The sequence below is a fragment of the Methylobacterium sp. CM6246 genome (assembly GCF_054818005.1).
This window is the reverse complement of the sequence record NZ_JBTXKY010000001.1, coordinates 3,002,106-3,014,577: the sequence shown is the minus strand read 5'-3', so window position 1 is coordinate 3,014,577 and position 12,472 is coordinate 3,002,106. Positions and strand designations below refer to the sequence as shown.

The following is a 12,472-nucleotide window of genomic DNA, read 5'->3' as shown; positions in this document are numbered from 1 at the left end:
GATGACGCCGAACCACGCAGCCCTGGAGCTTTGGCCCGCCGCGGTCTCGGGCACCGCGACCGAGACGGACCTGCTCATCCTGGCCTTCACGGTCCTGACCCTGCTGCTGACCGTGCCGGTCTTCGTGGCAATCACCTATTTCGCCCTGCGCTACCGCGAGGGTTCGGAGGCGGATCGCAGCCCCTCCGGCATCCGCTCCAACCTCATCGAGATCAGCTGGATGCTGATCCCGTTCCTGCTGACGCTGATCTTCTTCGTCTGGGGCGCCCGGGTGTTCATCGCCTCCAAGAACGCCCCGCCGGACGCCATGGTGATCGAGGCGATCGGCCGGCAATGGATGTGGAAGTTCCAGCATCCCACCGGTCAGGCCGAGATCAACGACCTGCACGTGCCGATCGGCCAGCCGATCCGCCTGCGCATCATCAGCCAGGACGTGATCCACGCCCTCTACCTGCCGGCCCTGCGCCTGCAGGTGGCGGCGCTCCCCGACCGCTACACCGATCTGTGGTTCAAGGCCGACAAGATCGGCACCTACCACCTCTATTGCTCGGAATATTGCGGCACCGACCATTCGGTGATGGGCGGCGAGATCAGCTTCATGAATCCCGGCGACTACCAGGACTGGCTGACCCATTCCGGCGCGCAGCAGGGCAAGGTCGCGGCCGGCCGCACCCTCTACGAGGCCTATGGCTGCGCCGGCTGCCACGATCCCGGCTCCTCCGTGAAGGCCCCGAGCCTGGCCGGCCTCTACGGCAGCCCGGTGAAGCTCGCCGACGGCCGCACGGTGACGGCCGACGACGCCTGGCTGCGCGAGAAGATCCTGAACCCGAACGGCGACCGCCTCGCCGAGGGCTACAAGCAGGTGATGCCGAGCTTCGCCGGTCGGATCCCGGAGGGCGAACTCGGGACGATCATCGATTTCCTCAAATCCTACACGGCGCCGGCCTCCGGCAAGGCCGCGCAGGCCACTCCATGACGGCCAATCCATGACGGCGACGAGGGCGACACCATGAGCGCATCGGGCAGCGTCGGCGGCACGGCCCGCCGCGAGCCGCACGCGCCGGAGGCCACCCTCGGGCGCAAGGCCGACTACCTTCACGCAGATTCGACCCTGCGCTCGTGGTTCCTCACCACCGACCACAAGCGCATCGCGATCCTGTACCTGGCCTCGATCACCGGCTTCTTCGTGATCGGGGCGGTCGCGGCCGGCGTGGTCCGGCTGGCGCTGATCGTGCCCAACGGCGCGATCATGACCAACGACACCTACAACAAGGCTTTCACCATCCACGGCGTGGTGATGGTGTGGTTCTTCCTGATCCCGTCGATCCCGGCGACCTTCGGCAACTTCCTGATCCCCCTCATGATCGGGGCGAAGGACCTGGCGTTCCCAAAGCTCAACCTGACGAGCTGGTACGTGTTCATGGCCGGGGCGTTCTTCACCCTGGTCTCGCTGGTGCTCGGCGGGGTCGACACCGGCTGGACCTTCTACGCGCCGCTCTCCACCGCCTTCTCGAACACCTGGGTCCTGCCGGCCCTGATCGGCGTCACCATCGTGGGCTTCTCGTCGATCCTGACGGGGCTCAACTTCGTGGTCACCATCCACACCATGCGGGCACCCGGCATGACGTGGTTCAAGCTGCCGATCTTCGTCTGGGCGCACTACGCCACCAGCCTGATCTTTCTGCTCGCCACGCCGGTGATCACGACCGCGCTGATCCTGCTGATCATGGAGCGGGGCTTCCACATCGGCGTGTTCGACCCGGCCTATGGCGGCGACCCGGTGCTGTTCCAGCACCTGTTCTGGTTCTACTCGCACCCGGCCGTGTACATCATGGTCTTGCCCGGCATGGGGGTGATCTCGGAGATCGTCCCGGCCTTCGCGCAGAAGAAGCTGTTCGGCTACCGGTTCGTCGCCTACGCGTCGATCGGGCTGGCCTCGGTGACCTTCTTCGTCTGGGGCCACCACATGTTCGTCAACGGCCAGAGCGACTTGGCCTCGCTGGTGTTCTCGGCCCTGTCGTTCGCGGTGGCGGTGCCGTCGGCCGTCAAGGTCTACAACTGGACCGCGACGATCCATAAGGGGAGCTTACGGCTCGATACGCCGATGCTCTACGCGATGGGCTATATCGGGCTGTTCGTGCTCGGCGGCCTCACCGGGCTCTACCTCGCGACGCTCGCCATCAACCAGCACATCCACGCGACCTACTTCGTGGTCGCCCACTTCCACTACATCATGGTCGGGGGCACGGTGCTGGCGTTCCTGGGGGGGCTGCACTTCTGGTGGCCAAAATTCACCGGGCGGATGTACAGCGAGCCCTGGGGCCGGGTCTCGGCGATGCTGATCTTCATCGGCTTCAACGTGACCTTCTTCCCGCAGTTCATCCTCGGCTATCTCGGGATGCCCCGGCGCTACGCGACCTATCCGGTCGAGTTCCAGCTCCTCAACGTGCTGTCCTCGGCCGGCGCCACGATCCTGGCCGCCGGCTACATCTTCCCGATGCTCTATCTGGTCTATTCCCTGTGGTTCGGCCGCAAGGCACCCGCCAACCCCTGGAACGCCAAGGGGCTCGAATGGGAGACCGGCTCGCCGCCGCCGAAGCACAACTTCCTCTCTCCGCCGGCGGTGCCGCGCATCCCCTACGATTACCCGATCCAGGCCCAGGAAGCCCAGGACCAGCACGGATGAGCAAAGGGCTGGCAGACGGCGTCGGGGTCGCCCGCGCCGGGCATTTCGAGACGGTGGCCCAGCAGCGCGCCGCCGCGACGCTGGGCATCTGGGCCTGGCTGATCACCGAGCTGCTGCTGTTCTCGGCCCTGTTCCTGGTGGCGCTGATCGTCCGGATCCAGCACCCGGAGGCGACCGTCGCGGCGGCCAAGCACCTCAAGTTCTGGATCGGCGCCACCAACACCGTGGTGCTGATTTGCTCCAGCTTGACCATGTCGATGGCGATCGAGTTCTCGCGGATCGGCTGGCAGCGCGCCATGGTCCGGGCGATGCTGGCCACCGCGGCGCTGGGCGGCCTGTTCCTGGTGCTCAAGGGCTACGAGTATTACGCGGACTGGGACGAGCACATGATGCCGTTCCTGGGCAGCCGGCCCTTCGCGCTGGCCGAGACACCGCCCGCGCGGCTGTTCGTGAACCTGTATTACGTCGCCACGATCCTGCACGCGGTGCACCTGTTCACCGGCATCGCGCTCCTGCTCGGCATGACTTGGATGGCCGCGAAGGCCGGCTTCCTGTCCCGGCACCAGAACTGGATCGAGGTCTACGGCCTGTACTGGCACTTCATCGATCTGGTCTGGATCCTGGCCTTCCCGATCCTCTACGTGGTCAACCGGTAGGATGCGCAATCCCCTCGCTGCCTTGAGCGCCGACGACCGCGCCCTGCTCCGGCGCCGGCTGCGCACGCCGGTGCTGACCTTCCTGGCGCTGCTGGCGCTGCTGGCCGTCAACGTCACCCTGGGCGCCACCCTGCCCTTCGCCCAGGTCTGGATCGTCGAGCTCCTGGTCGTCGCCGTGATGGTGGCGCTGATCCTTCTGGTCTCCATGGAGGTGATCCACGAGCCGCCGCTGATCCGGCTGTTCTCGGGGATCGGCTTCTTCTGGGTCGCCATCATGTTCGGCATGACGCTGACGGATTACCTGGCGCGGTGACGCCCATGAATTCCGTCGTCCGGGCGTCAGGCGGCGCCAACACAGTGTCGTGATCCGGTCCGATGCACCGAGCCGGCTTCCACTTCGGCGCCACGCACTCTAAACGTCGCCCCGTCCCCGCTCGGCTCCGGCTTTATCCTGATGTGCGAATTGCTCGGCATGAGCGCCAACGTGCCGACCGACATCCGCTTCTCGTTCGCCGGGTTGGCCAGGCGTGGCGGCGAAACCGGCCCGCATGCCGACGGCTGGGGCATCAGCTTCTACGACGGGCGGACCTGCCGCAGCTTTCACGAGCCGGAGCCGAGCTCGCGCTCGCAGCTGGCCCGGCTGCTGCGCGACATGCCGATCAAGAGCCGCATCGTCGTCGCCCACGTGCGCAAGGCCAATCGCGGCCGGGTCAGCCTGGAGAACACCCATCCGTTCGCCCGGGAATTGTGGGGCCGCCGGTGGACCTTCGCGCATAACGGCCAGCTCAAGGGCGTGAAGCGTCTGCCGCTCGGCGGGTTCATGCCGATCGGCTCGACCGACAGCGAGCACGCCTTCTGCTGGATGCTCGGCCGCCTCCAGACCCGGTTCCAGGCCCTGCCCCGTCCCGCCACCCTGGACCGCGCCGTCGCAGACCTCGCGGGCGACCTGCACGCCATGGGCGTGTTCAACATGCTGCTGACCGACAGCCGCACCCTCTACGCCCATTGCGGCAAGCGCCTGTGCTACCTCACCCGCCGCGCCCCGTTCGGCACCGCCACCCTGATCGACGAGGATTGGCAGGTGAATTTCGCGCAGGAGACCTCGGAAAGCGACGTGGTCACGGTCGTCGCCACCCAGGCGCTGACCCGCGACGAGCGCTGGACCGACCTCGCCCGCGGCGACGTCCTGACCCTGCGGGACGGGGCGATCCGCCTGTTGAGGCCGGCCGGAGCGTCTTAAGTCCTACTTGAGCGAGGGTGCATGCCGCCCCCCGATGCGCTAGAACGACCGTAACAGGAGCGCATCGGCCGGGCTTCAGGGGAGTTCGGCCGGCAAGCGATCCGCCTCGACCGTCCCGGACCGCAGGTCGAGCCACGATAAGCTGACGAGCGCGATACGCATGACCCGCGACGACACCGACACCGCCCTGTCCCACGAGGACGGGCTTCGGGATGCGCTTCGGGATGGCCGCCCGAATCTCGCCCCGAACATCCGCACACATCTCGGCGAGCACCTGCGCACGGTCTACGAGCGGATCGGCGAGGAGGTGCTGCCCTCTCGCTTTGCCGACCTGATCGAGAAGCTGGAAGAGGCTCTGCGCGCCCGCGGCGAGGCGATCGAGCCGGAGTTCCGCAACGGCCTGCTCGCGGCCGTCCCGTCCTTGCGCGCCTTCGCGCTGTCGCTGACCTCGAACCCCGCCCGCTCCGACGACCTCGTCCAGGACACCCTGCTCAAGGGCTGGCAGCATCGCGCCCGGTTCCAGCCGGGGACCAACCTCAACGCGTGGTTGTTCACGATCCTGCGCAACATCTTCTACTCCGATCATCGCAAGCGGGTCCGCGAGGTCGAGGACCAGGACGGCTCCTACGCGGCGCGGTTGGCCACGGCCCCGCACCAGGGCGACCGGCTCGATGTCGAGGACCTGCAATCGGCCCTGGCCAAGCTGCCGCCGGACCAGCGCGAGGCGCTGGTGCTGGTGGGTGCCGAGGGCGTCTCCTACGAGGAGGCCGCCACGATCATGGGCTGCAAGGTCGGCACCGTGAAGAGCCGGGTCAGCCGCGCCCGCGGCCGCCTGGCGGAGCTGCTGGGCTACGACGAGGAGGATCTCGGCTCCGATCGGTTCATCCAGTCGGCGATGCCCAAGGACGCGTAGGGCAAGGACGCGTAAGGATCGCGCCGGGCGGTCCGTCCCCGCCCCGAAAAAAGATGCATCCGAATCCGAGGATCGGACGTTACCGGCCCGAGCTTCGTCGCCTCGCTGCGGCGGAACGCCACGGAATGGAGATGTCCCGCATGACCTTCAAGACCCTTATCGCAGCCTCGGCTCTGGCTCTGTCACTGCCCCTCGCCGCCCAGGCCCAGGGCACCATCCCGGGTGCCGAGCGTGGCGCTGCCGCCGGCAACGACGCGGCCGGCCCGATCGGCGGGATCGTCGGCGGTGCCGTCGGTGCGGCCACCGGCACGGTGGGCGGCATCCTCGGCGTCGACATGGCGCCGCGCTTCCGCAGCTACGTCCGCGAGCGCAACGTCCGCTCGTACGATTACGACGGCCGCGTCGCCGTCGGCTCGACCCTGCCGTCCTCCGGCGTCACCTACTACGACGTCCCGAACGAGTACCGCGTGCAGCCGGGTTACCGCTACACCGTCGTGAACGACCGTCCGGTGCTGGTCGATCGCGGCCACCGGATCGTTGAGGTCATCGACTGATCGCACGGGCCGGTCCCGCGCCGGCCCCTCGGGCCCCGGAGCGACCCGCTCCGGGGCCCGTCCTCGATCCGCAGGACGACGGAGGCGCAACGGTTCTCCGGCGAAGCCGTTGATACGCCACGTGAACCATGAGGCGACCATGAGCCAGGATCCGAGCGACCCCGGCGCGACACTGCCGGAACCGGTGCGCGATCACCTCGGCCAGCAATTGCGCGGCGTCCTGCCGGTCGGGACCGACAAGCCCCGCTTCCTCGGGGACGATCCGGTGCCGGACGCGTTCGAGCCACAGATCCGCCGGCTCGAGACTCGGCTGAAGACCCATGAGGAGGGCACGGAGGCGGTTGGCCAGGCCCTCGATCAGATCCTCGATGCCCTCGGCGTGAAGCCGGACGGCGCCGACAAGTCTCAGGTTTAAACGCCAAGTCTCGGGTTTGAAACGCGATGCCGTGTCAGACCCGCGGCTTCTCGGCCAGCAGATCGCGGATCTCCGACAGGAGCTTCACGTCCGCCGGGACTTCGGCCACCGCCTCGGGCTTCTTGGCCTCGGCGTTCTGCAGCTTGTTCATGGCCCGGATCACCAGGAACAGCACGAAGGCCACGATCATGAAGTTGATGGTCAGCGTTAGGAACTGGCCGTAACCCAAGACGGCGCCTTGCTTCTTGGCGTCCACATAGGGCAGCCCGGCCTGCACCTTCGACGAGAGCGGGATGTAGTAGTTCGAGAAATCGAGCCCGCCCGTGATCGCCCCGATCGCTGGCATGAACAGGTCCTGCACGGCGGAATTGACGATCGCCCCGAAGGCCGCGCCGATGATCACGCCGACCGCGAGATCGACGACGTTCCCGCGCAGGGCGAACTTCTTGAATTCCTCGAGCATGCACAGTCCCCCGCCGATCCCGGGGGCAGACTACGGAAGATCGCTCGGAAAGCCAGCGCGGCGCCCGCCTATCCCCCGCTGATCGTCGGCGCTGCCGGCTCGTCGACCGCGGTGGCCGCCTCGGCCTTGGCGCGACGGCGGTATTGCGCAGCGACCACCGGGATGGTCAGCAGGTAGCCGCCGCTCACCGCCACCAGCGCCTCGAACGGATAGCTGATCAGGATGCCGAACGCGGCGACGCCGAGCAGGAAGATGGGCAGGACGAGGCTGCGCGGCACCCGCTTGCCCATGGTCTTCCCCGAGAAGGTCGGGACCGTGGACACGACCAGCAACGCGATGGCGAGCACGTAGATCAGGATCGCCGAGGCGATCCAGCCCTCGGCGCTGAAGCCGAGGAAGTGCAGGTAGAGCGGCAGCATCGCGGTCAGCGCGCCCGCAGGGGCCGGCATGCCGACGAAGAAGTCCTTCTTCCATTCCGGCCGGTTCGGATCGTCCAGCATGGCGTTGAAGCGCGCGAGCCGCAGGGCCATGGCGATGGCGAAGATCAGCGCTACGATCCAGCCGGCGGATTTGAGGTGGAACAGCGCGAACCCGTAGAGGATCAGCGCCGGTGCGCAGCCGAAATTCACGAAGTCGGCCAGCGAATCGAGCTCGGCCCCGAAGCGCGAGGTGCCCTTGAGCAGCCGCGCCACCCGCCCGTCGATGCCGTCGAGCACGCCGGCCGCCACCACAGCGATGACGGCGGGCTCGAACTTGCCCTCGAAGGCCAGCCGGATCGCGGTCAGCCCGAGGCAGAGCGCCATCAGGGTGATCATGTTGGGCGCGATCATCCGGAACGGCACCGGCTTGAACCGGCGCGGGCGCGGCTCGTTCGGATCCGGCGCGAAGGGCGGGAACAGGTCGTCCATGGCCGTCTAGATCCGCTTGAACTGCCGTCCGGGGCCGCCGCCGAGGTCGGCCAGCACCGTCTCGCCGGCCACGGCCTTCTGGCCGAGTCCGACCAGCACGGTGGCGCCCGCCGGCAGGTAGACGTCCACCCGGGAGCCGAACCGGATCAGGCCGAACCGCTCGCCCACCGACAGCACGTCGCCGGCCGAGACGAACCCGACGATCCGCCGCGCCACCAGGCCGGCGATCTGGACCACGCCGACGCGCTTCGCCTGCCCGGCATGGCTGGTCTCGATGACCATCCCGTTGCGCTCGTTGTCGTCGCTGGCCTTGTCGAGCTCGGCGTTGAGGAACAGGCCGGGCGTATAGTGGATCTGGCCGATTCGCCCTGAGACGGGCACCCGGTTCACGTGGCAGTCGAACACGTTCATGAACACCGAGACCCGCAAGGTGGGCACCTGCGGCAGGTCGAGCTCGGGCGGCGGCAGCACGGTGGCGATCAGGTTGACGCGCCCGTCCGCGGGCGAGACCACGAGCCCGTCTTCCACCGGGGTGATCCGCTCCGGATCGCGGAAGAAGTAGCAGACCCAGAGGGTGAGGATCAGGAAGATCCAGCCGAAGAACTGCGAGAAATAGCCGGCCAGCACCGTGAGCACGATGCCGATCAGGATGAAGGGATAGCCCTCCTTGTGGATCGGCACGAGCGTCCGACGGATCGTCTCGATCAGGTCTGTCATCGTGTTCCGGTTTCAACGGCGCCGCGGGCGGGCGGACATGTCGGACGCGCGGATGGCAGCCCGCCGGGCCGGCGTCAACGTGTCGGGGCGTTCCGTCTCTCTATCAGACATGCGTCATCGTCCCCACCCGCCCGCGGCGGCCAGGCATGGTCCAGCAAACCCGACCCAGGGGATGCGGGACGCCGCGAAGACCCTGGCGTCGACCATAGCTGCACGGCATCCACGATTGCGCCCTCTGCCGACACCTCTGATACAGTTCTCCCCTGATGGGCAGGCTGCGCACGCGACGACGGCGTGAGCCGAGCGCGGCCGCCCAGGATAGTGCCGCCGGTCCGGTCCGCGGCCGCAATGGAGGAAGCCGCCCGGTGCAGAAGCTCGCCATCCTCGGCCTCGGCGCCATGGGCCACCCGATCGCCCGCAACCTCGCGGCCAAGCGCCTGTCCGATTCCGAGACCGTCGTGGCGGTGGATTCCGACCCGGCGCGCCTGGCCGGGCTCGACGCGCCGGGCCTCGTCGCGACGGCGGATCGTGCGGCGGTCGACGGCGCCGCGGTGCTGTTCCTGTGCCTGCCGAACGGCGACGTGGTCGAGGCGGCCCTGTTCGGCGCGGATCGCCTGGTCGAGCGGCTGGCGCCGGGGGCGATCGTGGTGGATCTCAGCACCATCGCGCACGCCAAGGCGCTCGCGATCGGGCGCGCCGTGGCCGCGACCGGGCGGTGTTTCGTCGATGCCCCGGTCTCGGGCGCGCCGGCGGGCGCCAAGGCCGGGACGCTCACGGTGATGTGCGGCGGCGACCCGGAGCGCGTCGCGGCGGTCCGGCCGCTGCTGGAGCGGATCGGCACCAGCGTCCTGCATATGGGGCCGGCGGGATCCGGCCAGCTCACCAAGACGATCAACAACGTGCTCTACGACATCAACATCGCGGCGCTGGCCGAGGTGCTGCCGATGGCGGTGGCCATGGGGCTCGACCCGGAGCAGATCGCCCAGGTGGTCACCACCGGCACGAGCCGGAGCTACGCGGCGCACTATTTCGTGCCGCGCATCCTCCAGGGCCGCTTCGACGAGGGCTACCCGATGGGCGCGGCCTACAAGGACCTCGTCGCGGCCGCAGCGATCTCGGCCGAGGGCGGCTATCCCATGCCGGTCACGGCCGCCGCCACGGCGACCTACCAGACTGCGCTACGCCAGGGCCACGGCGACCGCGACAAGGGCGCGATGGTGCTGCCGTTCGAAGCCTTGCTGGGGGTGAAGGTCCGCTCCGGCGGTTGAGCCCCTGCCCTCGCGGCTGCGCTCCGTGAAAGGCTTCAATCCACCGCCGGCGCGTGCAGCTCCGCGTCGGTGAACCGAGCCTGCTCCTCCATCACCAGCTGGCCCAGCTCGCGCTTGATGGCGTTGAAGTCGGCGCTCGCCGGGTCCCGGGGCCGGGGGATCGGCACGGTGACGTCGCGCTTAATGCGCCCGGGCCGGTAGGTCATCACGAGGATCCGGTCGGCCAGGTAGATGGCCTCCTCAATCGAGTGGGTCACGAACACGATCGTCTTGCGTGAATCGGCCCAGATCCGGAGCAGCTCGTCCTGCAGCGTGCGGCGCGTCAGGGCGTCGAGCGCCCCGAACGGCTCGTCCATGAGCATCACCGGCGGGTCGAGGGCGAGGATGCGGGCGATGGCCACGCGCTGGCGCATCCCGCCCGACAGGTCCTTCGGGTAGCGGGTGCGGAAGTCCGACAGGCCGAGCGTCGCGGTGATGCGGTCGACCGTCTCGGCGGCCTGGGCGCGCGGCACGCCCTTGATATCGAGGCCGAAGCGGACGTTGTCCTCGACGCTCATCCACGGGAACAGGGCGTATTCCTGGAACACCATGCCCCGGTCCGGGCCGGGATCGACCACCGGCTTGCCGCCCACCGTGATCGTGCCCGAGGTGAGCGGGCTGAAGCCGGCCATCGCGTTGAGCAGGGTGGACTTGCCGCAGCCCGAGGGCCCGAGCAAACACAGGAACTGGCCCTCCGGCGCCGTCGCCGAGATGTCCTGAAGGGCGGCGACGCCCGAAGCGCCGCTGCCGAACACCTTGACGGCGTTCGCGACCACGATCTCTGCCGACATCGTCCGGGTTACCGCTCCAGGCCGCGATGCCAGCGCAGCAGGTGATCGTTGAGGCGGCTCATCGCCCCGTCGATGATCAGGCCGAGGATGCCGATCGTCAGCATGCCGCCGATGATCTTGTCCGACCACATGTATTCCCGGGCCTCGAGGATCCGGTAGCCGAGCCCGTCCGAGACCGCGATCATCTCGGCGACGATCACCACGATGAAGGCGGTGCCGATGCCGATGCGCATGCCGGCGAGCACGAACGGGCTCGCGGCCGGCAGGATCACCCGGCGGAACATCGTCCAGGAGCCGGCGCCGAGGTTGCGGGCGGCGCGGATGTAGATCGAATCGACCTGGCGCACCCCCGCGATGGTGTTCACCAGGACCGGGAAGAAGGTCCCGAGCGCGATTAGGAACAGGGCCGGCGGGTTGCCGAGCCCGAACCACACGATGGCGAGCGGGATGTAGGCGATCGGCGGGATCGGGCGCAGCACCTGGAGCAGCGGGTTGAACAGGGCGTAGAGCCCGTCGTTGGTGCCGAGCACCAGGCCGACCGGGACGGCGAGCCCGGCCCCGATCAGGAAGCCGGAGACCACCCGGGACAGGCTCGACGCCGCGTCGTGCGGCATCTCGCCGGAGAACAGCCAGGACAGATAACTCTCCTGGCCCGGATCGTACGGCAGGGCCGGCAGCAGGCCGGACCACCATTTCACCGCCACCGCGCTCGGCGGCGGCAGCACCACGGCCGAGACGAGCCCGGTGCGGCTCGCCAGCTCCCACAGGATCAGCAGCGCGACCGGAACCAGGACGCCGCGAAGGTCGCGCAGGGCCATCGGATCACTCGACCTTCAGGTCGGCCTTGGCCTTGTCGAGCAGATCGAGCTTGACCCACTCGGCATCGCTCTTGGGCGGGTTCTGCATCTTACCCAGCCCGTACTTGACCATGTAGTCGGTGGTGACCTGCATGTGCCCCGCCGGCATGGCGTAGGTGTAGCTCGCGTTGGCCATGCCATCGCGAAAATCCTGGCTCGTGAGCTGACCCTTGAACACCTGCTCGCGGACGTATTTCTCGGCGAGCGCCGGGTCGTCGATGAAGGCCTTGGTGGCGGCCACGAACAGGCGCAGCACCTTGGCGGCCACCTCCGGCCGCTCGGTGTACATCTTCTCGGTCATCACCAGGGGCCGCACCGGCTTGCCAATCGGCGTGTCGTAGGGCTTGACCAGCTCGACGCCCCAGCCGGCGCTGATCGCCTGGGTCGATTGCGGCTCCGACTGGCAGATCACGTCGACGTATTTCTGCCCCAGGGCCTGGTTCAGGTCGGCGTAGTTGTTGAAGTAGGTCAGCTGGACGTCCTTGCCCGGGCGCTCGGACCAGGTCAGCCCGTGCTTGTCGAGCTCGGCCAGGAGCATCAAGTCCTGCGTGCCGCCGCGCACCGTCGCGACCTTGAGGCCCTTCAGGTCGGCCGCGCTCTTGGCCGGCAGGTCCGGCCGCTTGAGGATGCGCACGCCGCCGTCGGCGAAGCCCGCCACCACCACCAGCTTCACGCCGTTGCCGCGGGCGGCCACCGCGCCGTCGCCCCCGGAGGCCGCGATGTCGATCTGGTCCACGGCCATCGCCGGGTAGATGTCGGCGCCCTTGGCGAACTGGCGCTCGTCGATCTTCAGGCCGTATTTCGGCGCGATCTCCTTCATGTAGGAGATGGCGCCGTAATGGGCGAATTTCAGGTTGCCGAGTCGGACGACATCCTCCGCCCGGACAGTGCCGCCGAGGGCGACCAGCATGGCGCCGGCCGCGATCAGGCCCTTCAACATCGATGTCTCCCCCGACCGGACGGCA

The 12,472-nt window shown here is 68.3% G+C and carries 15 protein-coding genes; 9 read left to right on the top strand and 6 right to left on the bottom strand.

Translation table 11 applies throughout. The features are described 5' to 3' along the window. The first annotated feature begins 1 nt into the window (after position 1). The 8 genes from coxB to ACYQPG_RS14790 all read left to right on the top strand — a co-directional run bounded on the left by coxB (position 2) and on the right by ACYQPG_RS14790 (position 6,464). On the top strand, positions 2-976 hold the full coding sequence (gene coxB / locus ACYQPG_RS14825) for a cytochrome c oxidase subunit II (protein ID WP_147908321.1): 975 nt from the start codon (positions 2-4) through the stop codon (positions 974-976). Between the two features lie 33 nt (positions 977-1,009). Beyond that, positions 1,010-2,686 carry a cytochrome c oxidase subunit I gene (locus ACYQPG_RS14820; protein ID WP_147938965.1) on the top strand — a complete coding sequence of 559 codons (1,677 nt, stop codon included), beginning with the start codon at positions 1,010-1,012 and terminating at the stop codon, positions 2,684-2,686. Then, the gene (locus ACYQPG_RS14815; protein WP_419829709.1) at positions 2,683-3,342 is read left to right on the top strand and encodes a cytochrome c oxidase subunit 3; all 660 of its coding nucleotides are present in this window, start codon (positions 2,683-2,685) and stop codon (positions 3,340-3,342) included. Before ACYQPG_RS14820 ends, ACYQPG_RS14815 begins: the two co-directional genes overlap by 4 nt. A 1-nt stretch (position 3,343) precedes the next feature. Continuing rightward, the gene (locus tag ACYQPG_RS14810) at positions 3,344-3,655 is read left to right on the top strand and encodes an oxidase (RefSeq protein WP_147908324.1); all 312 of its coding nucleotides are present in this window, start codon (positions 3,344-3,346) and stop codon (positions 3,653-3,655) included. 141 nt (positions 3,656-3,796) lie between these two features. Beyond that, a complete protein-coding gene (locus tag ACYQPG_RS14805) occupies positions 3,797-4,582 on the top strand; it encodes a class II glutamine amidotransferase (protein WP_147908325.1) in 786 nt (261 codons plus the stop codon). A 160-nt stretch (positions 4,583-4,742) separates the two neighbouring features. Then, positions 4,743-5,495: a NepR family anti-sigma factor gene (locus tag ACYQPG_RS14800; protein WP_147855899.1), complete on the top strand. Its 753-nt coding sequence runs from the start codon at positions 4,743-4,745 to the stop codon at positions 5,493-5,495. A gap of 140 nt (positions 5,496-5,635) precedes the next feature. Continuing rightward, on the top strand, positions 5,636-6,049 hold the full coding sequence (locus ACYQPG_RS14795; protein ID WP_147897179.1) for a DUF1236 domain-containing protein: 414 nt from the start codon (positions 5,636-5,638) through the stop codon (positions 6,047-6,049). A gap of 139 nt (positions 6,050-6,188) precedes the next feature. Continuing rightward, a complete protein-coding gene (locus ACYQPG_RS14790; RefSeq protein ID WP_461231185.1) occupies positions 6,189-6,464 on the top strand; it encodes a hypothetical protein in 276 nt (91 codons plus the stop codon). Between the two features lie 34 nt (positions 6,465-6,498). On the opposite strand, the gene mscL is transcribed toward ACYQPG_RS14790, so the two are convergent. The 3 genes from mscL to ACYQPG_RS14775 all read right to left on the bottom strand — a co-directional run bounded on the left by mscL (position 6,499) and on the right by ACYQPG_RS14775 (position 8,552). Continuing rightward, positions 6,499-6,927 (bottom strand): large conductance mechanosensitive channel protein MscL, encoded by a 429-nt coding sequence (gene mscL / locus ACYQPG_RS14785; protein WP_147938962.1) that lies wholly within the window; start codon positions 6,925-6,927, stop codon positions 6,499-6,501. A gap of 68 nt (positions 6,928-6,995) precedes the next feature. Further along, positions 6,996-7,835, bottom strand: a complete 840-nt coding sequence (locus tag ACYQPG_RS14780; RefSeq protein WP_147908328.1) for a CDP-alcohol phosphatidyltransferase family protein — start codon at positions 7,833-7,835, stop codon at positions 6,996-6,998. A 6-nt stretch (positions 7,836-7,841) separates the two neighbouring features. Then, entirely contained in the window at positions 7,842-8,552 is a 711-nt protein-coding gene (locus ACYQPG_RS14775; RefSeq protein ID WP_147857019.1) for a phosphatidylserine decarboxylase, read from the bottom strand. 365 nt (positions 8,553-8,917) lie between these two features. Between ACYQPG_RS14775 and ACYQPG_RS14770 the strand changes: the two genes are divergently transcribed. Continuing rightward, positions 8,918-9,820: an NAD(P)-dependent oxidoreductase gene (locus ACYQPG_RS14770; protein WP_147938961.1), complete on the top strand. Its 903-nt coding sequence runs from the start codon at positions 8,918-8,920 to the stop codon at positions 9,818-9,820. A gap of 35 nt (positions 9,821-9,855) precedes the next feature. Here the strand turns inward: ACYQPG_RS14770 and ACYQPG_RS14765 are convergent, their stop codons facing one another. From ACYQPG_RS14765 to ACYQPG_RS14755, 3 genes are read right to left on the bottom strand one after another with little or no spacing between them, the layout of a single operon-like run. Continuing rightward, entirely contained in the window at positions 9,856-10,650 is a 795-nt protein-coding gene (locus tag ACYQPG_RS14765) for an ABC transporter ATP-binding protein (protein ID WP_461231184.1), read from the bottom strand. A gap of 8 nt (positions 10,651-10,658) precedes the next feature. Further along, positions 10,659-11,468 carry an ABC transporter permease gene (locus ACYQPG_RS14760; protein ID WP_147908331.1) on the bottom strand — a complete coding sequence of 270 codons (810 nt, stop codon included), beginning with the start codon at positions 11,466-11,468 and terminating at the stop codon, positions 10,659-10,661. A gap of 4 nt (positions 11,469-11,472) precedes the next feature. Further along, complete coding sequence (locus tag ACYQPG_RS14755; RefSeq protein ID WP_147897185.1) at positions 11,473-12,447, bottom strand: ABC transporter substrate-binding protein; 975 nt, start codon at positions 12,445-12,447, stop codon at positions 11,473-11,475. Positions 12,448-12,472: the final 25 nt, after the last annotated feature.

Coding starts and splice junctions, on each gene's coding strand:
- ACYQPG_RS14815 (WP_419829709.1), top strand. CDS start 2,683: ATGAGCAAAGGGCTGGCAGACGGCGTCGGGGTCGCCCGCGCCGGGCAT.
- coxB (WP_147908321.1), top strand. CDS start 2: ATGACGCCGAACCACGCAGCCCTGGAGCTTTGGCCCGCCGCGGTCTCG.
- ACYQPG_RS14805 (WP_147908325.1), top strand. CDS start 3,797: ATGTGCGAATTGCTCGGCATGAGCGCCAACGTGCCGACCGACATCCGC.
- ACYQPG_RS14775 (WP_147857019.1), bottom strand. CDS start 8,552: ATGACAGACCTGATCGAGACGATCCGTCGGACGCTCGTGCCGATCCAC.
- ACYQPG_RS14765 (WP_461231184.1), bottom strand. CDS start 10,650: ATGTCGGCAGAGATCGTGGTCGCGAACGCCGTCAAGGTGTTCGGCAGC.
- mscL (WP_147938962.1), bottom strand. CDS start 6,927: ATGCTCGAGGAATTCAAGAAGTTCGCCCTGCGCGGGAACGTCGTCGAT.
- ACYQPG_RS14755 (WP_147897185.1), bottom strand. CDS start 12,447: ATGTTGAAGGGCCTGATCGCGGCCGGCGCCATGCTGGTCGCCCTCGGC.
- ACYQPG_RS14800 (WP_147855899.1), top strand. CDS start 4,743: ATGACCCGCGACGACACCGACACCGCCCTGTCCCACGAGGACGGGCTT.
- ACYQPG_RS14780 (WP_147908328.1), bottom strand. CDS start 7,835: ATGGACGACCTGTTCCCGCCCTTCGCGCCGGATCCGAACGAGCCGCGC.
- ACYQPG_RS14820 (WP_147938965.1), top strand. CDS start 1,010: ATGAGCGCATCGGGCAGCGTCGGCGGCACGGCCCGCCGCGAGCCGCAC.
- ACYQPG_RS14810 (WP_147908324.1), top strand. CDS start 3,344: ATGCGCAATCCCCTCGCTGCCTTGAGCGCCGACGACCGCGCCCTGCTC.
- ACYQPG_RS14760 (WP_147908331.1), bottom strand. CDS start 11,468: ATGGCCCTGCGCGACCTTCGCGGCGTCCTGGTTCCGGTCGCGCTGCTG.
- ACYQPG_RS14795 (WP_147897179.1), top strand. CDS start 5,636: ATGACCTTCAAGACCCTTATCGCAGCCTCGGCTCTGGCTCTGTCACTG.
- ACYQPG_RS14790 (WP_461231185.1), top strand. CDS start 6,189: ATGAGCCAGGATCCGAGCGACCCCGGCGCGACACTGCCGGAACCGGTG.